At 68.4% G+C, this 20,811-nt stretch carries 19 protein-coding genes; 15 read left to right on the forward strand and 4 right to left on the reverse strand.

Going from position 1 to position 20,811, the window contains the following annotated elements:
* The first annotated feature begins 27 nt into the window (after positions 1-27).
* From HKK74_RS34675 to HKK74_RS34700, 6 genes are all read left to right on the forward strand, one after another.
* The gene (locus HKK74_RS34675) at positions 28-861 is read left to right on the forward strand and encodes a 3-methyl-2-oxobutanoate hydroxymethyltransferase (protein ID WP_187247646.1); all 834 of its coding nucleotides are present in this window, start codon (positions 28-30) and stop codon (positions 859-861) included.
* 88 nt (positions 862-949) lie between these two features.
* Positions 950-1,798 (forward strand): alpha/beta fold hydrolase, encoded by an 849-nt coding sequence (locus HKK74_RS34680; RefSeq protein WP_187247647.1) that lies wholly within the window; start codon positions 950-952, stop codon positions 1,796-1,798.
* 145 nt (positions 1,799-1,943) lie between these two features.
* Complete coding sequence (locus tag HKK74_RS34685; protein ID WP_187247648.1) at positions 1,944-3,062, forward strand: zinc-dependent alcohol dehydrogenase; 1,119 nt, start codon at positions 1,944-1,946, stop codon at positions 3,060-3,062.
* 64 nt (positions 3,063-3,126) lie between these two features.
* Positions 3,127-3,816: a 4-carboxy-4-hydroxy-2-oxoadipate aldolase/oxaloacetate decarboxylase gene (locus HKK74_RS34690; protein ID WP_187247649.1), complete on the forward strand. Its 690-nt coding sequence runs from the start codon at positions 3,127-3,129 to the stop codon at positions 3,814-3,816.
* Between the two features lie 44 nt (positions 3,817-3,860).
* Positions 3,861-4,883 carry an amidohydrolase family protein gene (locus HKK74_RS34695; RefSeq protein WP_187247650.1) on the forward strand — a complete coding sequence of 341 codons (1,023 nt, stop codon included), beginning with the start codon at positions 3,861-3,863 and terminating at the stop codon, positions 4,881-4,883.
* Between the two features lie 4 nt (positions 4,884-4,887).
* The gene (locus tag HKK74_RS34700) at positions 4,888-5,880 is read left to right on the forward strand and encodes a substrate-binding domain-containing protein (RefSeq protein ID WP_187247651.1); all 993 of its coding nucleotides are present in this window, start codon (positions 4,888-4,890) and stop codon (positions 5,878-5,880) included.
* A gap of 29 nt (positions 5,881-5,909) precedes the next feature.
* Here HKK74_RS34700 and HKK74_RS34705 read toward each other — a convergent pair whose 3' ends face one another.
* A complete protein-coding gene (locus HKK74_RS34705) occupies positions 5,910-7,145 on the reverse strand; it encodes an RNA-guided endonuclease InsQ/TnpB family protein (protein ID WP_187247652.1) in 1,236 nt (411 codons plus the stop codon).
* A 152-nt stretch (positions 7,146-7,297) separates the two neighbouring features.
* Here HKK74_RS34705 and HKK74_RS34710 point away from each other — a divergent pair, with 152 nt between their 5' ends.
* The 3 genes from HKK74_RS34710 to HKK74_RS34720 all read left to right on the forward strand — a co-directional run bounded on the left by HKK74_RS34710 (position 7,298) and on the right by HKK74_RS34720 (position 10,973).
* Complete coding sequence (locus HKK74_RS34710) at positions 7,298-8,041, forward strand: phosphoglyceromutase (protein WP_187247653.1); 744 nt, start codon at positions 7,298-7,300, stop codon at positions 8,039-8,041.
* Between the two features lie 141 nt (positions 8,042-8,182).
* Complete coding sequence (locus HKK74_RS34715) at positions 8,183-9,298, forward strand: cupin domain-containing protein (protein ID WP_187247654.1); 1,116 nt, start codon at positions 8,183-8,185, stop codon at positions 9,296-9,298.
* Between the two features lie 49 nt (positions 9,299-9,347).
* On the forward strand, positions 9,348-10,973 hold the full coding sequence (locus tag HKK74_RS34720; protein WP_187247655.1) for an ethanolamine ammonia-lyase reactivating factor EutA: 1,626 nt from the start codon (positions 9,348-9,350) through the stop codon (positions 10,971-10,973).
* 90 nt (positions 10,974-11,063) lie between these two features.
* Here HKK74_RS34720 and HKK74_RS41170 read toward each other — a convergent pair whose 3' ends face one another.
* Positions 11,064-11,837, reverse strand: a complete 774-nt coding sequence (locus HKK74_RS41170; RefSeq protein WP_187247656.1) for a FadR/GntR family transcriptional regulator — start codon at positions 11,835-11,837, stop codon at positions 11,064-11,066.
* A gap of 302 nt (positions 11,838-12,139) precedes the next feature.
* Between HKK74_RS41170 and HKK74_RS34730 the strand changes: the two genes are divergently transcribed.
* A complete protein-coding gene (locus HKK74_RS34730) occupies positions 12,140-13,087 on the forward strand; it encodes an ABC transporter substrate-binding protein (RefSeq protein WP_187247657.1) in 948 nt (315 codons plus the stop codon).
* A gap of 64 nt (positions 13,088-13,151) precedes the next feature.
* Positions 13,152-13,610 carry an RpiB/LacA/LacB family sugar-phosphate isomerase gene (locus tag HKK74_RS34735; protein ID WP_187247658.1) on the forward strand — a complete coding sequence of 153 codons (459 nt, stop codon included), beginning with the start codon at positions 13,152-13,154 and terminating at the stop codon, positions 13,608-13,610.
* Positions 13,611-13,681: 71 nt separating this feature from the next.
* Here the strand turns inward: HKK74_RS34735 and HKK74_RS34740 are convergent, their stop codons facing one another.
* Positions 13,682-14,710, reverse strand: a complete 1,029-nt coding sequence (locus HKK74_RS34740) for a cupin domain-containing protein (protein WP_187247659.1) — start codon at positions 14,708-14,710, stop codon at positions 13,682-13,684.
* Between the two features lie 401 nt (positions 14,711-15,111).
* Between HKK74_RS34740 and phtC the strand changes: the two genes are divergently transcribed.
* On the forward strand, positions 15,112-15,855 hold the full coding sequence (gene phtC, locus HKK74_RS34745) for a 3,4-dihydroxyphthalate decarboxylase (protein WP_312882081.1): 744 nt from the start codon (positions 15,112-15,114) through the stop codon (positions 15,853-15,855).
* A 3-nt stretch (positions 15,856-15,858) separates the two neighbouring features.
* On the opposite strand, the gene HKK74_RS34750 is transcribed toward phtC, so the two are convergent.
* The gene (locus HKK74_RS34750; RefSeq protein WP_187247661.1) at positions 15,859-17,136 is read right to left on the reverse strand and encodes an MFS transporter; all 1,278 of its coding nucleotides are present in this window, start codon (positions 17,134-17,136) and stop codon (positions 15,859-15,861) included.
* Between HKK74_RS34750 and HKK74_RS34755 the strand changes: the two genes are divergently transcribed.
* The 3 genes from HKK74_RS34755 to HKK74_RS34765 all read left to right on the forward strand — a co-directional run bounded on the left by HKK74_RS34755 (position 17,111) and on the right by HKK74_RS34765 (position 20,743).
* On the forward strand, positions 17,111-18,142 hold the full coding sequence (locus tag HKK74_RS34755; RefSeq protein WP_281398164.1) for an NAD(P)-dependent oxidoreductase: 1,032 nt from the start codon (positions 17,111-17,113) through the stop codon (positions 18,140-18,142). The genes HKK74_RS34750 and HKK74_RS34755 overlap by 26 nt on opposite strands.
* A 316-nt stretch (positions 18,143-18,458) precedes the next feature.
* A complete protein-coding gene (locus tag HKK74_RS34760; protein WP_187247663.1) occupies positions 18,459-19,598 on the forward strand; it encodes an ABC transporter substrate-binding protein in 1,140 nt (379 codons plus the stop codon).
* Positions 19,599-19,603: 5 nt separating this feature from the next.
* On the forward strand, positions 19,604-20,743 hold the full coding sequence (locus HKK74_RS34765; RefSeq protein WP_187247664.1) for an ABC transporter substrate-binding protein: 1,140 nt from the start codon (positions 19,604-19,606) through the stop codon (positions 20,741-20,743).
* Positions 20,744-20,811: the final 68 nt, after the last annotated feature.

Below are 20,811 nucleotides of genomic sequence, written 5' to 3' on the forward strand. Positions count from 1 at the left end.
ACGACGACAGAGGAAGCCGAAGGCGAGATGTCCGACAAGATCAGCCTGCGCACCCTGCAGCGGATGAAGGACGACGGTCGCAAGATCGTCGGTGTCGTGGCCTGGGACTACCAGATCGCCCGTATCGTCGACCGGGCCGGGGTGGACATCGTCTCGGTCGGCGACACGGTCGGCGTGAACCTGTGGGGTCACTCCAATCCCTTCGAGGTCACGATGGATCAGATGCTCGTGGTCACGCAGGCGGTTCGACGGGGGGTGAACAGGGCCCTGCTCAGCGCCGACTTCCCGTTCGGCCCCCTCCAGGAGGGCACGGACAGCGCCTTGCGAGCGGCCATCCGGTTCGTCAAGGAGGCCGGCGTAGACATGGTCAAACTGGACGCGGCCTCTGACTTCCTCGACTCCGTCACGGCGATCACGCGTGCGGGCATCCCGGTGTTCGCGCAGTTCGGGATCACGCCGCAGACCGCGCTGCGCTACGGAGCCGAGTACAACGCGATCCCGTCCAGCGACGACCAGGTGCCGGTGGCGATGAAGGACGCGCTGGTCGCTGAGGCCAAGCGGCTGGAGGACGCGGGCGCCGTGCTGCTCAACTTCACCAACTCCGGGCCGGTCGTCGGGGCCGCCGTCGCCCAGGCCGTCTCCATTCCGGTCGTCGGAGGATTCGGCGGCGGCCCGTGGCTCGACGGCCGGATGCGCATGGCGCACGCCGCCATCGGCTATGCCGCATCGGCCATCGACAACCCTCCGAACACCTACGCGAACGTTGCACAGACAACGCTCGCCGCGATCACGGCATATGCCGAGGACGTGCGTGCCGCACGTCAGGTCGCCGGCGGTATTCCCGTCCCACCCGCAAGCTGACACTCCATCCCACCATTCCAACCGCCCGGCCCCGCCCCGCACCATCGCGAACCGGCGCCGCGGCGGGCGACCGCGAGGAGCAATGTCCATGCCCACCGCCGTTGTCGACGGGATCTCCACCCGCTACGAGGTGGCCGGCTCCGGGCCGCCGCTGCTGATGTTCTCTCCCGGCGGTTTCGACTCGACTCTGGAGAGCTGGCGGACGGTGGGGATCTACCGGCGCCTGCGGCTGCTCGACCACCTCAGCGAGAAGTACACCTGCGTCTCCTTCGACCGGCGGGAGTCGGGCCGGTCCGGTGGCCGGCTGGAGCGGATCTCCTGGGCCGACTACGTAGCGCAGGGCGTGGGGCTGCTCGACCATCTGGGCATTGCGCAGGCGCATTTGATCGGCGGCTGCGTCGGCTGCTCCACCGTCGCAGCTGTCGGGGTGGCCCATCCCGAGCGGGTCCTGAGCATGGTGCTGTACTCGCCCGCGGGCGGGGTGAAATATCGCATGAAGCAGCACGCCCGGTTCGCCCAGCACCTGGCCTACGCTGATGCGCACGGCTTGGAGCAGGTGGCGGCCCTCGCGAAGAGCTCGGACAAGGGTTTCCCCGCGGACCCCCGCGTGGGTCCCTGGGCCAGCGTGCTCCGCGGCGATCCGGCGTTCGCCGACGTGTACGCGCGGGCCGACGCGGACCGCTACCGCGTCCTGGTCAGCGGCATGGCACGGTTGATGTTCGACCGCGACACGGTTCCCGGGCCGGAGCCCGAGGACCTTCTGGCGCTCGACATCCCCGCGCTCGTGGTCCCCGGGCAGGACGATTCGCACGCGCCCTCGGCCGCCCGTTACCTCCAGGAGTGCCTCTCCCGATCCGAGTACTGGGACGTCCCGGTGGCCGAGCAGACCGAGTCGACGGCTCCCGCCAGGGTGCTGCGGTTCCTGGACGGAGCATAGGGAGTCAGACGGGCGACTCTCATGATGCGGCACGCCGCGGGGGGACACCGGCCGGCGGGCGCGCACCGGGTGCCGGCTGATTGGTCAGTCCATCAGTCCACTGACTATAGTGTGCCCTGGACAGGCTTGAGAATGAGGAGATGCCATGGCAGAGCAGGTGCTGGCAGCGGTCAGGACCGGGTCGGGCACGACCGAACTACGCGAGTTCCCGATGCCGGACATCCCTGATGACGGCGCCCTGCTCAAGGTCGAGGTCGCCGGGATCTGCGGCACTGACGTCAAGATGTACGCGAAGCCGCCGTTCGCCGAGCCGGTGATCATGGGCCACGAGAACGTCGGTGTCATCGCGAAGGCAGGACGCACGTTCTCCGAGCGCAAGGGCCTGGTGGAAGGCGACCGCGTCTTCGTCGAGCACTACGTCGGCTGCTTCCGCTGCGACTGGTGCCACCAGGGCGAGTACCGCCACTGCGAGGCGACCGACTGGCGCACCAATCCCGACGCCCGCCGCTACGGTTACACCTCCGCGGATAACCCCTTCCACCTGTGGGGCGGCTTCTCGCAGTACCTCTACCTGCCCTGGAACTCGGTGACGCACCGCGTTCCTGACGGTGTTTCCGCCGAGTTGGCGGGCCTCGTGACGCCGCTGTCGAACGGCATCGAGTGGGCTCTGGTCACCGCGGGCGTCGGCTACGCCTCGACGGTCCTCATCCAGGGCCCCGGGCAGCAGGGGCTTTCCCAGGTCGTCGCCTGCAGGCAGGCGGGCGCCACCTGCATCATCGTCACCGGGACGACGCGGGACGCCGCGCGGCTGACTCTGGCAAAGGAGCTGGGGGCCGACCACGTCATCGACATTCTGCGGGAAGACGCCCTGCACCGCGTTCTGGAGATCACTGGCGGCAAGGGGGTCGACGTCGTGCTGGACTGCACGGCCGGCGCCGGCACCGCCCCGATCCTGCTCGGCATCGACGCGCTCAAGCGCCGCGAGGGCACGATGGTGGTCCAGGGCGAACTGGCCGCCTTCCCCGACTTCCCGCTCAAGAAGATCACCGAGAAGTCCATCAGCATCAAGAGCGCCCGCGGCCACAGCTACCGCTCCTGCGAGCTCGCCCTCCAACAGCTCGCCTCCGGACGGTTCCCGCTGGAGAAACTGAGCACCCACACGTTCGGTCTGAAGGACACCGACCGCGCCATCCGGACCGTCGGCGGCGAAGGCGCCAAGGACGTCGTCCATGTCTCCCTGCTCCCGTGGGCGGAGGAAGCGTGAGCGAGCGGAGCGAGCGAGTCAATAGGCACAGCAGCTTTGCTAACAGCCCGACGAAGGAGGGTCTGTGAGCATCGTCGTCCGCAACCCGCGCCGTACGGACAGGACGACGGTCGACGCCCTCGGCCGGTACGGCGTTGCCACCATCCATGAGGCGCAGGGGCGTACCGGGCTGCTCGCGCCCGCCCTGCGCCCGGTCTACTCCGGCGCGCACATCGCGGGGACCGCGGTGACGGTGAGCGTGCCGCCGGCGGACAACTGGATGATCCACGTCGCGGTGGAGCAGTGCCAGGAGGGTGACGTCCTCGTGGTCGCGCCCACGTCTCCCTCGGAGGCCGGCTACTTCGGCGAACTGCTCGCCACCTCGGTCGCCGCACGCGGCGTGCGCGGGTTGGTCATCGACGCCGGCTGCCGCGACATCGCGGAACTCGAGCGGATGGGATTCCCCGTGTGGGCGCGGCACATCTGCGCGTTCGGGACGGTGAAGGAGACCCTGGGCGACGTCAATACCGGCCTGGTCTGCGCCGGCCAGTGGGTCGAGCCGGGTGACGTGATCGTCGCTGACGACGACGGGGTCGTGGTCGTCCCGCGCCGCCGGGCGGCACAGGTGCTCGAGGCATCCCGAGCGCGGGAAGAGAGGGAGGCGGTGCTCCGCGAGCGCTACGCGCGCGGTGAACTCGGTCTCGACGTCAACTCCATGCGTGAACGGCTCGCGCGCAAGGGTCTGACCTACGTCGACCGGGCGCCGGGCGACTGAGCCGGTCCGCGGCGATCCCACCAGGAACGAGGACCACACGTACGATGATCATTGACTGCCATGGGCACTACACCACGACCCCGCCGCAGCATCAGGCGTTCCGCGACGCGCAGCTCGCCCGGCTTGCGGATGCCTCCCTGCCCGCGCTGGCGCCGGTCGCCATCAGCGACGACGCGATCCGCGAGAGCGTCGAGAACAACCAGCTGAAGCTGTTGCGCGAGCGCGGCGGCGACCTGATGCTCTTCTCGCCGAAGGCCTCCGGGATGGAGCACCACGTGCCCGATCCGGAGACCGCACGCGTATGGGCGAGGGTGAGCAACGACCTTATCCACCGGGTGGTCGGCCTGTTCCCGCAGCACTTCGCCGGCGTGTGCCAGCTGCCGCAGACACCCGGCGGCACGCTCGACGACGCGACAGCCGAACTGCGCAGGTGTGTGGAGAGCCTCGGCTTCGTCGGGTGCAACCTCAACCCCGACCCGTCCGGCGGCCACTGGACCTCGCCGCCGCTCACCGACGCGTACTGGTTCCCCCTGTACGAGGCGATGGTGGAGTTGGACGTCCCGGCGATGATCCACGTCTCGACGTCCTGCAACCCGAACTTTCACACCCTCGGCGCGCACTATCTCAACGCCGACACCTCGGTGTTCATGCAGCTGCTCCAGGGAGACCTGTTCGGCCGCTTCCCCACATTGCGGTTCGTCATCCCGCACGGCGGCGGAGCGGTGCCCTACCACTGGGGGCGCTACCGGGGCCTTGCCGTCCGGATGGGCCGTCCGGACCCGTCAGAGCACGTCATGAAGAACGTCTTCTTCGACACCTGCGTATATCACCAACCCGGCATCGACCTGCTGCACCGGGTCGTCGGCGCCGACAACATCCTGTTCGCGTCGGAGATGCTGGGCGCGGTCCGCGGCGTCGCCCCCGAGACCGGCATCGCCTGGGACGACACCAAGCAGTATGTCGACCGCGCCTATCTCACCGACGAGCAGCGGCACAAGGTCTTCGAGGCCAACACCCGGCGCGTCTACCCCCGTCTGCACGCGCTACTGACTTCGCAAGGCAGGTAAGACCATGCCCCGGCTGCACCTCACCTTCGCCTGCGGCGACTACGACCGGACGCGGGCCCTGAACGAGGAGACGATCCGCCCCGACGGGATCGACCTGACCTATCTGCGGCTGCCCGTCGAGGAGACGTTCTTCCGCATGATGCGGCACCAGGAGTTCGAGGTGGCGGAGATGTCGCTGTCCTCCTACGTCGTCTCGCTGCGCACCGACCCCTCGCCGTTCGTGGCCCTGCCGGTCTTCACTTCCCGCATGTTCCGGCATGGATCGCTCTACTGCCACGCCGACGCGGGCATCTCGTCGCCGGAGGATCTGCGGGGCAAGGTGGTCGGCACACCGGAGTACCAGCTCACCGCCTGCGTGTGGATGCGCGGCATCCTCGGTGACCGGCACGGCGTCCCGTTCGACTCGGTCACCTACCTCACGGGCGGGCAGGAGACGGCCGGGCGCATCGAGAAGGCGAGCGTCGACCTGCCGGACTCGGTTCGGATCAGCCGCATTCCCGAGGACAGGACGCTCTCCGCCATGCTGGCCGAGGGCGAGATCGACGCCCTGTGCACTCCGCGCGTCCCGAGCCCGTTCGTCGCCGGCGACCCCCGTGTGCGACGGGTGTTCACCGATGTCGTCGCCAGCGAGAAGGAGTACTACGCGGCGACAGGCATCTTCCCGATCATGCACGTGGTCGTGATCCGGCGCGATGTCTACGACCGCCATCCCTGGGTCGCCCAGTCGCTCTACAAGGCCCTGCTGGCGGCCAAGGAGGCGGCGTACGCGAACCTCTACGACACCTCGGCGCTGCGGTTCATGCTTCCCTGGCTGACCCCGCAACTCGAGGAAGCACGAGCCCTGCTGGGCAAGGACTACTGGTCCTACGGGATCGAGGGCAACCACGAGACACTGGCCACCTTCCTGCGTTACCACCACGAGCAGGGGCTGTCCAAGCGGTTGTGGACACCCGAGGAGTTGTTCGCCCCCGAGTCGACGGAGTCTGCGGTCATTTGACCACGCCGCCGGCTCGGGATGCGCAGTCGTCAACGACCACGGGCTGAAGCCCGTGGCTTGCTCTCCGGAGCCCGTCTGGATGAAGGGAGACCGGTAGCGTGCGGACGGTTGACAGCGCCCCAGCCATCCGCGCCGCGGTAGGCGACGTTGATGGCTGCGATGTGGTCTGCGTGCCCAGCGAGGCCGCAGGCTTGGCAGCGGAACATGCCGCGTGCGTGCCGGTTCCGCCTCGACACATGCCCGCAATCGGAGTTGGGGCAGGTCTGGCTGGTGTAGGCCGCATCAACCAGGATGAAGGCGATGCCGACGCGTTCGGCCTTGTACCGGGTGAAGGCGATCTGCTGGGCGAACGCCCAGCCATGCAGGGTGCGTCGCTGGGACCGGTGAGCCCTTACCCGCCCGAGGATGCCGGAAAGTTTTTCCATAGCAACACCTCGGCCGGTGCGTTCGGCCTCACGCACCACACGCTTGGATATTTGGTGGTTGATATCGGCCATCATCCGCGACTCACGCCCCGACAGGACACGCAGCCGGCGCCGCGCCGAAGAAGTGCCCTTGGCTTGCAGGCGCTTACGCTGGCGGTGCCGACGGTCGCGAAGAGCGCGGATGTGACCGTTGTTCTCGATCGTTCCGGGGAGGGCTTTGCCGGGCAGCACTTCGCCGTCACAGGTAACGGCAAGGTTCGCCGTCCCCTGATCGACCCCGAGGAACCCATTGAACGGATCCGCGGTCTCGGGTCTGGGGAGCGCGACGGCGATCTGCAGCAGCCAGGTGCCTTTGCGTTCGATAAGGTCGCATTCGCCGATCGGCAGCTCGGCGATGGCCTTGAGGTCTTGGTCCCGGCCGGTGTAGGCCGCACGGACGCGGCCGGTGGGGGTCCAGAGGGAGGCGATGCGGGCATCCCGGTTGAAGGTGATCATCCGGGCGTCATAGGGCACCGCGGCGTGCGCCCGGAAGATATGCGCCCGTTTCTTTGTTGCGCGGCGGTTGGTGTAGGCATCGGCCACGCGGGCGATCGCCCGTACGGCCGCCTGGGCCCCCAGGCCGACGAAATGGTCTCGCAGGTGCCGGTAGATCAGCCGGTGCAACGCCAGTTGCCCAAACACCCGCCGTTCCCAAGCGATGCGGGAGGCATAGGTGGCGGCGGTGTTGCAGATCGTCACGGCTGTGGCCAGCCGTTCGGCGTCGGCCGGTGTGGGCAACAGGCGTACCTGCACGACCGAGGCGCATCCGGCCTGCTTGACCGCCGACTTCCGCAACGCCATCCATCCCTCCCAACCCGAGAACATCCCACATCGGACGCTTCTGTGACCGTGAGGCTACATGCGGCCACCGACAGTCTTCCGGCCGCTCTGCCAGCCTGGGAGGAGGCGCTTCCTCCCCGGCGTGAACGCCGGGGTCTCCGCGCCAGCAACAGATGAAGACGCTGATTCTCCTTCGCCACGGCGAGAGCGAATGGAATTCGAAGAACCTGTTCACCGGGTGGGTCGATGTCGATCTCACGCCGTTCGGCGAGGAGCAGGCACGGCGCGGCGGGCAACTGCTGCGTGAGGCCGGGCTGCTGCCGACCGTGGTGCACACCTCCCTGCTGACGCGTGCGGTGCGCACCGGCAACCTCGCGCTCGAGGCCGCCGACCGGGTCTGGATCCCGGCCACCCGGCACTGGCGGCTCAACGAGCGGCACTACGGCGCGCTGCAGGGCAAGGAGAAGAAGGCGACCTTGAAGGAGTACGGCGAGGAGCGGTTCCAGCTCTGGCGCCGGTCGTACGACGTACCACCGCCGCCGATCGGGCCCGACGACGAGTGGCAGGTTGCGAGTGACCCGCGATACGCCGGGCTGACCCGCGACCTCATGCCGCGGACCGAGTCCCTCGCCGACGTCATCGCCCGCCTGCTGCCCTACTGGTACGACGTCATCGCGCCCGACCTGCTCGCCGGGCAGACGGTCCTGGTCGTGGCGCACAGCAACTCGCTGCGGGCGCTCGTCGCGCACCTCGACGGCCTGAGCCGTGAGGAGGTCATGGCGCTGAACATCCCTACGGGTATTCCCCTGCGCTACGAACTCGACGAGAATCTGACCCCGGTCGAGCGCGGTGGCCGCTACCTCGACCCGGAAGCCGCCGCGGAGGGCGCCCAGGCGGTGGCGAACCAGGGTCGTTAGCGGTGCGACGGAGTCGCGCAGGCATTGACACCTGGATATTGACACCTGTGCAATTTTGGCCTTATGGTCATACCAATACCGTGACTTCGCCAGCCCGATCTGGGCAGGAAGTCACGTCCGGCATATCAGGAAGGCTTCTGCATGGCCAGGGACGCGCTCGTCAACGACCAACTCGCGGCGAAGTTCGTCACCGAGAAGGAGTCCCCCTACACCCGTTGGGTGGCCGCTGAGGGGCTGGACATCATCGCCGCCCACTATGTGCCGGATCTGCGCACGGTCGAGCTCAAGCCCTGGGAGCGGCGCGGCGGGCGAGGCGTCTTCATCAATCACGAGGCAACACGCACGTCGAACGACTGCTACGTCTGCGAGATCCCGGCGGGCGGCAAGCTGGCGCCGCAGCGGCAGCTGTTCGAGGAGATGATCCTTGTCCTCGACGGGCAGGGGTCCACGAAGGTCTGGAACGACGCCGGCGCCGAGGTCACATTCGAGTGGCAGGCCGGCTCGTTGTTCGCCATCCCGCTCAACGCCCACCACCAGCACTTCAACGGCTCAGGGCAGAAGGCGGCTCGTTTCGTCTCCTCGACGAATATGCCTCCGGTCATCAACCTCTACGACGACGTCGACTTCGTGTTCAGCACCCCCAAGGACTTCCCGAACCGCTTCAACGGCGAGCCCGGCTACTTCTCGCCCAAGGGTGAGCAGAAGGGCCTGCTCCTGGACACGAACTTCGTCGCCGACGCGGCCAACCTGCCGCTGATCGAAGCGAAGGAACGCGGCGCGGGCGGCGGGCACATCCGCTTCGCGATGGCCAAGGGCTCGATGAACAGCCACATCTCGCAGTTCCCGATCGCGACGTACAAGAAGGGACACCGCCACGGCCCCGGCGCCCACGTCATCATGCTGACGGGCACGGGCTACAGCCTGATGTGGCCTGAGGGAGAGGAGCCGCGACGCTACGAGTGGGGCCCCGGCACCTTGATCGTCCCCCCGAACATGTGGTTCCACCAACACTTCAACACCGGCCTCGAGCCCGCCCGTTACCTCGCCTTCAAACACGAGGTGGTATCGGTCCGCAACGCGCAGGGCGTGCCGAAGGCATGGATCAGCCAGCGCGTCGGCGGCGACCAGATCGATTACGCCGACGAGTCGCCGTACGTGCGCGAGACCTTCCGCGAGGCCCTGGCCAAGCACGACATAGAGCCGCAGATGGACGACGCGTACGCGATCGAGCTGAAGACGCTGCCGCCCAAGCCGTAGTCAGCACAGCCGGCACCGCCTGGCTCCGACGCCCGTGAGGAGTACGACCGTGAGGCACGCCGGTGCGCACGACCACGTCCATGGCGACGGCCATGGCCTCGAGCACCTCACCGAAGTGCCCACGGTCTACTCGGCGTACGTCCCGGACCACGACCATGTGCACGACGATGAGGCGCTGAGCCCGATCGAGGACAACCCGATCTGGCAGCAGGACAACGTCACGCTGCACAGCGTGGGGATGGACATCGGGTCGTCCGGCACGCAGGTCGTGTTCTCCCGTCTGCATCTGCGGCGGATCAGCGAGGACCTGACGACCCGGTACATCGTGGTCCGCCGGCAGACCGGGTACCGTTCCCCGGTCGCGCTCACTCCGTATGCGAGCGCCGAGCACATCGACGCTGAGGCTCTGGGCTCGATCATCGACCGGGCCTACCATGCGGCGGCCGTCCACCCTGCCGACGTCGACACCGGAGTCGTGATCCTCACCGGTGAGGCGCTGCGCCGCCGCAACGCCGAGGCCATCGCGAGCGTCCTGGCCGAGCGCGGGGGCGAGTTGGTCAACGCGACCGCGGGCCACAACATGGAGGCCATGCTCGCCTCCTACGGCTCGGGCGCGGCGAAGGCGTCGCACGACACCGGGCTGCGCATCCTGAACATCGACATCGGGGGCGGGACGACGAAGCTCGCGGTGCTGGACCGCGGTCAGGTCATGACGACCGCCGCGGTGCACATTGGCGGCCGACTCCAGGTCGTCGACGATCAAGACCGTATCGTCCGCCTCGAGCCGGCCGGCCGTGGTCACGCCGCCCGCGCCGGGTACGCCTGGGAGCTCGGCGACGTCGCTCGCCCGGAGGAGCTCGAGAAGGTGGCGGAGATGATGGCGGACGCGCTCGTCGCCGCGCTCACCGCCGATCCGCTCCCCCAAGATGTCGCGCGGCTGTACCTCACCGAGCCGCTGGCGGAGGTCGGCCCGATCGACGGGGTGATGTTCTCGGGCGGGGTCGCGGAGTACGTATACGACCGGGAGAGCAGGCAGTTCGGCGATCTCGGCCGGCCGCTCGGCCGGGCGTTGCGTCGCCGGGTCGACTCTGGCGCGCTGCCGTTCCCGCTCCTGCCGGAGGGCGAGTGCATCCGCGCCACCGCGCTGGGCGCGTCCGAGTACAGCGTGCAGCTCAGCGGGAACACCGGCTGTATCACCGACCCTGACGCGCTGCTGCCGCGCCGCAACCTGCAAGTGGTGCGGCCGAATTACGAGCTCGGGGAGACGGTCGACGCGGCGGCGGTCGCAGCCGCGATCCGGCGCCACCTCGTCGCCCTCGACATCGGCCAGACCGACGCCGACGTCGCCCTGGCCATGTCATGGGATGGCCTGCCGAGCTACGACAGGCTCTTCCCCTTCGCGTGCGGCCTCCGGGACGGCCTCGCCGACCGGATCGCGCAGGGCAGACCGGTCTACGTCATACTCGACGGGGACGTCGCCATGACGCTCGGCAGACTGCTCCGGGAAGAGCTCGCGGTCACCAGCGAACTGCTGGTCATCGACGGCCTGAGCCTGCGGGACTTCGACTACGTCGATATCGGCCGGATACGCTTCCCGTCGAACACCGTGCCGATCACGATCAAGTCGCTCATCTTCAACCAGGACCCCCGACACGACCGGCTACCCGACGAATAACGGCGGCCACGGCGCAGAACACCCATCGACGACCATGGTCGGCGACGGCTTGGCGGGGTACGCCGACGTGGCTGTCGCGGCCTCGGCAACTCAGTGGCCGCTCTCCAGATTCGCCAGACTGGGATCCCGATTCTCCGCCACGCGAGCGGCGGTGCGCTGCAGGTGACGGGTCATGATGGCGCGGGCCCGGTCGACGTTCCGCTGCTCGATCGCCTCGACGAGCTGGAAGTGTTCCTGCGCGCCCAGGTGACCCATCAACGGCGCAGAGACTCGGGCCTGCTGGAGCGACATGAGCATGGGGCCGTGGAAGCTGTGCACCAGCATCTCGATCGCCGGGTTGTGGGTGGAGGAGGCAACCCGCACATGGAATGCCGCCGACATCGCCATGGTGTAAGAGCCGCTCTCCAGCGCGCTCACGCCCTGCTCGACGAGGGCCCGCAGGTCCGCGATGTCCTCTTCGGTGGCACGCTCCACCACCAGCGGCAGGATGCCGAGTTCGAAGACCATGCGGGCCTCGGTGACGTCGCCGGCGGTCATCGGGGTCAGGGTCATCAGGTTGGCCAGACTCTCCCCGACGCGTTCGCTGGACGGCTGGGTGACGAAGGCGCCTCCCCGAGCCCCGACGCGGATCCCCACCAGTCCGCTGGCCTCCAGCACCCGAAGAGCCTCGCGGATCGTCACCCTGCTGACGCCGAACCGCTCGCACAGACTGCGCTCGCTGGGCAGCCGGTCGCCGGGGACGAGCTTGCCCTCCCTTATCAGGAGTTGCATCTGCGCCACGATGACATCAGAGATGCGACCGACGCTCACCGGGCCGAACAAGTCCGCCGTATTCCTGTCGCCCGGCGTCCCACCCGATGACATACCGCCGTCCCTCCGCGATCTCGGTCGTGCTCCGTACCTGCGTCATTGCATCATAGCAGTAATGGTCTAACCAATACCCTCAGTAACCGGAGCCAGTACAGGCTGTGCCATAACGCTCCTCCCACTTTCCAGGCGATGCCCACTTCCGTACCGGTGCCCGTTTTCAGGGTTCCGCCCATAAGTCTAATGGTCTGATGGTTTGCTACCCTGTCAAAGGTGCGGACCGCGGGTCGATGGACAGGATCCGCCCGAGAACTTCTTGACCGAGCCGTGTCGGCGGCCACGAGCGAACGGGAGGGAACATGCCGGACATGCGGCTGCGGACGGTGACCCGGACCCAGGGGAACAACCGTGCCCTCAAGGAAGGCGCGGTCACCCCCAAACGGTTCGGCTTCGCCTTCGAGGAGGTCCCGGTTCTCGTTGATGCCTTCCGCCGGATGGTTCGAGGACTCGAATTCGACGTCTGCGAGATGGCGATCACGACCTACCTCTGTGCCAAGGCCAACGGCAAGCCGTTCACGGCACTGCCGATCTTCCTGGTGCGCGGGTTCCATCACGGCGCCATCGTGCGCAGCCCGGAGGCCGGCATCCGGGATCCGAAGGATCTCGAGGGCCGGGAGGTCGGGGTCAACCGCGGATACACCGTGACGACCGGCGTGTGGGCGCGCGGCGTCCTGCAGGACGAGTACGGTGTCGACTTGGGCAAGGTGACCTGGGTGCTCTCCGGGGACGAGCACGTCGCCGAGTACCGCCCACCGGCCAACGTCGTGCCGATGCAACCGGGACGGCGCCTCGCCGATCTGGTCGCCGGGGGCGAACTGGCGGCCGCGATCGGTGTCGATCCCAGCCCTCCCGGCCTCGTGCCGCTGATACCCGACGCCACGGAGGCCGGCTTCGCGGCGCTGCGCCGACGCGGTCACTACCCCATCAACCACCTGGTGGTCGTGCGGGACGACCTGCTCGCGGCGCACCCCGAATTGGCCACGGACGTGTTCGAGGCCTTCGCCGAGGCCAAGAACCTGTACGTCGACCGGCTGCGCCGCGACGCGATCGAGGCGCCGACACCGACGGATCTCATCTACCGGCACGTCATGGAGATCACCGGTGCGGACCCGCTGCCGTACGGCATAGCGCCGAACCGCGCCGTCATCGAGGAGCTCATCGAGCATGCGACGAGCCAGGGCATCCTCGACCGGCGGCCCGCCGTGGAGTCCCTGTTCGCGGAGAGCACTCGAGATCTGACCGGTTGAGCATGCCGGTCGGCACCCGACGTACGCAAACCCACCAGTCGAACCGTTTGTGAGGATGATGGCCATGCGGATCGCCATCGCGGCGGATCACAATGGCTTTGCGTTGAAGGCGCGCCTGATCGCCCGGCTCACCGCACAGGGGCACGACGCCGACGACCGCGGAGCATACGGCGCCGACGGGGAGACGGTGGACTATCCGCCGCTCTGCGCAGACGTCTGCGGCCGGGTCGTCGACGGTCACGCCGACCGCGCAATCATGGTGGGTGGCAGCGGAATGGGCGAGTTGATCGCCTGCAACAAGATCCGCGGTATCCGCGCCGGGCTGTGCCACGACCTGTTCACGACGGAGATCTCCCGTGCCCACAACGACGCCAACGTGCTCGTGATCGGCGCCAAGGTTCTCAGCCCGGAACTGGCCGACGAGATCACTGATCTGTGGTTCGCCACCCCCTTCAAGGGCGGCCGCCACCAGCAACGACTGGACCAGATCGCCGCGCTGGAGCGTGGCGATCCTCTGACCTGACCCGCAACCTGCCCGCGCCGTGCCGGCAAGGTTGCCCGGGCCGAGGCCCGGGCAACCACCGGTTCTGCGGCTCAGCGGCCCGCGGTCGCTCCGGTCAGCGAGGACGACGCGTACTCAGGGGCATCCTCGAAGTAGTGGACCGCGTCGTAGCCGAGGTGCTTGAACACCCGGTTCTGGACCGACAACAGGTGCAGCGGGGTGCCGTCGGCGGCGAAGTGCTGGGCGATCGTGTTCTGCGGGACGTAGAGCGTGTCGCCCTTCTTGATCTCGTGCCGGGTCGGCTCCTTGGCGATGCGGGCGTAGTACTTCTCCGCGATCTCGGCCTCCACCTCCCAGTGCAGCGAGTACCCCTCGCCGTCGAGCACGTAGAGGATCTCATCGGCCATCTTCCAGTGCTTGCCCGACCTGCTCGCCGCCGGAATCGTCAGCTCGAACACGTCGACGCCGAACTGCCGGTTCTCGGTCATGGCCGCGCTGTTCATCACCCGCAGGCGCCCCATCGGTGTCGTCTCCCACACGCCGTCCGATGGGGTGACGACCTTCTTACGCTCCAACACGCCCGGCGTCCAGATCCGCGACCAGTCCTCGCGCTCGCCGAAGTCCTCCGGCCGATCGATCGGACCGCTGCGGCCCTGCTGGATCAGGCCCATGAACATCCACGTGCATTTGGCCTTCATCACCAATGCAACGGCCTTTTCGTCGTACGGGTTGAAATGCCGGTGCACCGAGTCGGTGTGCACGAAAACCAGGTCGCCCTGCTTCCAGTCGTAACGCTGGTCGTCGTGGATCTCGTAGCCCGCGCCCTCAAGGATGTAGAACGCGGCCTCGTTCTGATGCCCGTGACCGTGGTTCGAAGTCTGTGCCGGCAACTCCACGAAATGCACCTGCAGCGTCTGGGTCAGAAACGGATCATCGCCCGGCCCGACGCGCCACCACGTACGCGACTGGGCCGAGTCGCCCGAGTGGCCGACCTTCGCGTCGTCGACGACGACCGAGTCGTCGCGCACCCTCGGGGCAGCCAGCTGCTCGTGCCGGAACTTGTTCAAGCCGTAGGTCTCGGACGTCAGACCACGAACGAAGACGCGTCCCTTCTTGCCCATGTTCACTCGCTTTCTCGGCGCGCCGCCGCGCCAGCCGGTGTGATGGTTCCGCCGGTCACAGATGACCGCTCTGACCCGACAGCCCGATCGACAGTACGCTAGGCATAGGCCTAACTGTCTTACCAATTTACCCTACAGGCCCCGACACCCGAAAGAGGACGCCCATGGGCAATCTCCACCTGAGCATCGCCACCACCGGCTACGACCACTTCCGAGACTTCCGGCTCGCCATCGCAGTGTGGACCCGGCGATCGAGATCATCCGTTCGCGGGGTTACCCGCTCGACCTGCTGTGCACCCACCGGTTCCCGCTCGACGCGGCGCACCACGCGTTGCGCGTCGCCGGCGCGCGGACCGACCCAGGCGCCATCCACGTCAGCATCCTGCCGAACGGAGACCAGCGTGACCGTCCCCACCGAGTTCACCGACCTGCGCCGGACCATCGCGCTGGCCTGCCGCATCCTCGCGAACGCCGGCCTGGCCGAGGACATCCTCGGCCACGTGAGCGTACGGGTCGGAGCGGACCGGATGCTCGTCCGCTGCCGGGGCCCGCAGGAGCAGGGGCTGCTGTTCACCTTCGACGAGGACGTGCGTCAGGTCGACCTCGACGGACGGGGGGAGCTCGAGGGCTGGGCCGTCCCGAACGAACTGCCGATCCACGGCGAGGTGTTGAGAGCCCGTCCCGAGGTCGACGCCGTCGTGCACTGTCATCCACCCGCGGTCCTGGTGGCGGGCGTGGAGGAGGTGCCGCTGCGTCCGGTGTTCGGCGCGTACAACATCCCCGCCGCCCGCATGGCCCTCGAAGGGGTCCCCGTGTACCCGCGGGCCGTCCTCGTACGCCGGCCGGAACTCGGCCGCGAACTCGTCGAGGCGATGGGGGCGTCCACGGTGTGCGTCATGCGGGGACACGGGATCACCACGGTCGGGTCCGGCCCGCACGCCGTCGAGCAGGCCGTCGTGCGCGCGCTGACCCTGGACGTGCTCGCCCGCGTCAGCGTGGAACGGGCGCGGCTGGGTGACCGCGCGGCCGACCTCACCCCGGAGGACGTTGCGGAACTGCCGGACCTCGGATCGTCGTTCAACGACCTGAACATCTGGCGGCATCATGTGGCCCGGCTCCGGCTGTCGGGGCTCGCCCTGGACTGACGGTCACGCGGTCGAACCGTCCCGGCCGTCCGGCCTGTCGCGGGGACGCGCCCGGCGCAGGTGCGGAAGCACCACCATCCCGGCCAGCCCGGCGGAGACGCCGGCGAGCAGGAGCCCGGCCCTGGGTCCCCACTGCTCGCAGACCCAGCCGGTGATCGGGCCGCCGAACGGGGTGCTGCCGAGGAAGACGAAGCTGTGCAGGGCGATGACCCGGCCCTGCATCCCGGGGTCCGTACCGAGTTGCAGAAGGGTGCGCGCGAGGGTGTTGAAGCAGATGTTCGCGACGCCGACGCCGACCATCACCGCCAGCGCGATGCCGAGGCCGGGGGCCACGGCGGCGACCGCGTTGACGGCGGCGAAGGCCCATGTCCAGGTCAGCAGAGACCACGCGGTCACGTTCTCGCGCGCGGCGCTGGCCAGGGCGCCGAGCACCGCGCCCGCGCCCAGTGCGGAGGTGAGCCATCCGTAGACCTCGGCCGTCCCTTCGAACGTGTCCCGGGCGAGCAGCGGCAGGACGACCCGGAAGTTCTGGCCCAGGAGGGCCACCACCGCAACGAGGAACATGCAGGCACGCAGCTCAGGGTGCCGCCAGACGTACCGCAGGCCTTGTCTCACCTGGCCTCTCGCCCGGCGGGTGGCGGGCAGCCGGCGTAGTTGGCCGGTGTCCATGCGCGCCAGCCCTAGCAGGACCGCCGCGAAGGACAGCGCGTTGACGGCGAACGCCGCGCCGACATCGACGGCCGCGATCAGCAGCCCGGCGATCGCCGGGCCGGCGAGCCGGCCCAGGTTGTGCACGCTCGAGTTCAGCGCCTGGGCGTTGACGTAGTCCTCCGGCTCCACCATCTCGGTGACGAAGGCGTGCCGGGCGGGCACGTCGAGCACGGTGACCAGGCCCAAGCAGAGCGCGAGCGCGTAGACCATCCAGAGCCGCACGACGCCGCCGAGCACCACCGCGGCGAGCACCGCGGCGAGTAGCGCGCTGACCGCTTGGGTCGCCATGATCGTACGGCGCCGGTCGAGCCGGTCGACGAGCACGCCGCCCCACAGCCCGAACACGAGGGTGGGCAGGAACTGCAGCGAGGCCGCGAGACCCAGCGCGACCGCCGAGTCGGACAGGTCGAGAACCAGCCAGTCCTGGGCCACCCGCTGCATCCAGGTGCCCGCGACGCTCACCGCGTGCCCGAGGAAGAAACGCCGGTAGTTGGGCACGGCGAGGGAGCGGAAGACACGCCGGTGGGCGGCGCGGGCGCGGACGATGAAGGATCCCGCGGCTCGGCGCACTAGTTCCCCTCTCCTCATTTTTGGGGAATGGTATTACCTTTCACGGTTACAGGGCAGTGCGTCAGGCTTCGCGCGGCGTTCTCATCGCTCCGCGGGACCGGCACCGCCACGCATACGCCGCGGCGCCCGCGAGCGGGCCGGGCCGACGGCGACGACAAGGGGAGAAGCCATGGGAGCAAAGGTGGGAGTGATCGGCCTCGGGGCGATGGGGTCTCCGGTGGTCGGCCACCTCCTCGCGGCCGAGGTGGACGTCGTGGTGCTGGACGTCGACCGGGCGGCGGTCGCCGCGGCGGTCGCGAACGGCGCGCGGGACGCGTCGGACCCCGCCGATCTGGCCGCCAGGTCCGAGGTGGTCGCGGTGTTCGTGCCCACCGACGAGGACGTCTGCGAGGTGTGTCTCGGTCCGGATGGTGTGCTCGGCGGTGCGCGGGCGGGGTCGGTCGTGCTGCTCTGCTCATCGGTGCGCCCGGAGACGTGCGAGCGGGTGGCCGCGGCGGCACCGCCGGGCGTGCACGTGCTCGACACCGCCCTCACCGGCGGGGTGCGCGGGGCGGAGGCGGGCGAGGTCAATCTCCTCGTCGGCGGTGACGCCGCGGTGCTGGAGCGGATCCGTCCCGTGCTCGAACCGTGGACGAGCGCGGTACACCATCTCGGGCCGCTCGGCGCCGGTCAGGTCGGCAAGACGGCGAACAACCTCATCCACTGGGCGCAGATCTGCGCGATCACCGAGGCGCTGGAGCTCGCCCGCCGGGCCGGGGTGTCGGTGCCCGTCCTGCGGCGGGCGCTGATGGACGGCCCGACCGACTCGCGGACGCTGCGCGAGCTGGACCGGATGCGCCTCACCTGGCATGCGAAGGACCTGGCCAATACGGCGGCGATGGCCGAGCGGGTCGATCTCGGCATTCCGGTCGCCGAGACGGCGCGGGACGTGATGCGCGGGATCACCGTCGCGGACGTCGCCCGCCTTCTAGCCGGAGATCCGCTCCATCTCTTGTCCGCGAGATAACGGTCTGGTAAAACTTTGGGCCAAAGGTTAGACCTTTAGTCCCAGGTTGCTATCTACTCAACGTGATTCAAGCCACAGGAGGTATTGTGCGCGACTACCCGCCGGGCGTGCTCGCCGGCGAGAAGCAGAACCGCAGCGCGTCCGAGATCGCACCGTCGTCCACAGGGGCCACACGCACGGTGACAGCGGTTCGGTCGTCGAGCCCGTCCGGAACCCGAACCCGACCTGACCGCTCGGTTCCTCGCGGGGAACCCCCTACATCAGCCCAGCGCCGGGTCGGCGAACGCCCGCCCAGGCAACTCGCGGGAGAGTAGTAATGCGACACCACACACCTCTCGGATCGGTGGCACTCCTGGCCACCGCCCTCCTCCTCACGGCCTGCGGCGCCTCGCCGACCGCCTCGGGCGGCGCGTCCGCCAAGGGCGCGGGCAACAAGGCGGCCGCGCAGGCCGCCGCGAAGGCCCAGCCGGTCTATGACCGGATCAACGGGCTCACCGGTGAGGAGCGGCGCAAGACGCTCGTCGAACTCGCCGAGAAGGAGGGAAAACTCGCTATCTACACCTCGAACACCGACATGGACAAGCTGGTCGAAGGGTTCGAGGAGACCTACGACATCGAAGTGAGCGTCTACCGCGGCAACTCCGAGTCGGTGCTCCAGCGCGTCAGGCAGGAGCAGCAGGCCGGTTACCTCGGCAACGACTTCGTCGACACGAACGCCGGCGAGCTCAACATCATGCAATCCGAGGGCATGTTCCACGAATACAAGGGTCAGCTGCGCGATTCGGTTCGCAAGGAGGGCCAGGCGAACGGCTGGACCGCGTCCCGGTTCAACGTCTTCGTCGTCGGCTGGAACACCGACAAGGTGAAGCCGGGGCAGGAGCCGAAATCGTTCGAGGACCTGGCCGACCCGAAGTGGAAGGGCCAGGTCTCCATGGAGGTCGGCGACGTGGACTGGTTCGCCGGCATCTACCAGTACTACCTGAAGCAGGGCCGGCCCGAGGCGGAGGTCCGCGACCTGCTCACCAAGATCGCTGGCAACTCCAAGATCGCCAAAGGACACACCACACAGGGCGAACTGCTGTCGGCCGGTCAGTTCGCGGTGACCGTGTCCTCCTACAGCCACACCATCGACAAGGCGGCGGACAAGGGCGCCCCGGTCAGCTGGCGCCCCGCTTCGGGAGAACCCGTCCAGCCCATCGTGATGCGGCCCAACGGCGTGGCGCTCATGAAGACCGCGAGCCACCCCGCCGCGGCGATGCTCTTCGCGGACTGGGAGCTCACCGAGGGTCAGAAGATCCTTGAGAAGGCGTTCCGGATCGGCGCCATCCCGACCGAGAAGGACCCGGTGGCCGGCCTCAAGATCATCGCGCCCCCGGAGCAGGAACTGCTCGCCGACCCGAAGAAGTGGGACAACCTCTACGCCGACATCGTCAAGGCAGGTCAGGAGATCAAATGAGGACCATGAGACCCCCCACCCGGCGTACCGGGCCGCAGGCGAGGCGCCTGCTCGCCGCCGGTGTCGCGGTCATGGTGGTCGTGAGCGGTTGTGGCGGCTCTCCGACCTCGGGGGGCGGGGGGGCCGCCGGCGGTGGCGGGCCGACCGCCGCGGAGAAGGTCTACAACGAGATCAACGGGCTCAAGGGCAAAGAGCGGCGCGACCGGCTGGTCAAGCTGGCCGAGCAGGAAGGCACCCTCAACCTCTACACCTCGATGACCAGTGACGTCGCGAGCAAGGTCACCGAGGCGTTCGGTGATGCCTTCGACGTTGAGGTGAACCTCTACCGGGCCGGGTCCGAGACCGTGCTGCAGCGGATCCTGACCGAGCACGGGGCCCGCTACCAGGGCAACGACGTGGTCGAGACCAACGCGAACGAGCTGTTCGCGCTCGACAAGGAGCGCATCCTCGCGAAGTACGACGGCGAGCGGCGTCAGATCGTGCCGGAGGCCGGCCGGTTCGCGGGCTGGACGGCCACCCGGTTCAACCTCTTCGCGCCGAGCTGGAACACCAAGCTCGTCCCGAAGGGCCAGGAGCCGAAGTCGTGGGAGGACCTCGCCGACCCCAAGTGGGACGGCAAGCTGTCCTTGGAGATCAGCGACTACGACTGGTACCTCACGCTGCACGGCTACTGGAGGAAGCAGGGCAAGACCGAGGCGGAGGTCGACAAGATCTTCGCCGGGATGGCCGATGGCGCGATGATCGCCAAGGGGCACACCGTGCAGGGTGAGCTGCTCTCGGCCGGCCAGTTCTCGGTCGTGGCCTCCAACTACTCCTACATCGTGGAGCGCGCGAGGGCGAAGGGCGCTCCGGTGGCGTACCAGCCGTACGTGGAGCCCGTCGTCGCCCGGCCCAACGGGTTCGGGCTCATGAAGAGCGCCAAGCATCCGGCCGCGGCGATGCTGTTCGCCGACTGGATGCTCGATGAGGGCCAGAAGGTCCTCGTGGGCGAGGGGCTCACCCCGGCCATCGTCGAGGGCGACGACCCGCTCAAGGGCGTGGAGATCATTCCGGTCGACGTGAAGACCATGGTGGAACAGAGCAGCACGTGGAGCAAGCGCTACGAGCAGGTCGTCTCCACCGGCGAACAGGTCGACGGAAAGTGAACGACCAGCGCGCGGCGGCGCCGCCGGAGATGGCGGCGCCGCGCGCCTGCACCCGATACACCGCACAG

Origin of the sequence: Actinomadura alba (assembly GCF_014323705.1) — a bacterium.
Taxonomy (GTDB): domain Bacteria; phylum Actinomycetota; class Actinomycetes; order Streptosporangiales; family Streptosporangiaceae; genus Actinomadura_C; species Actinomadura_C alba.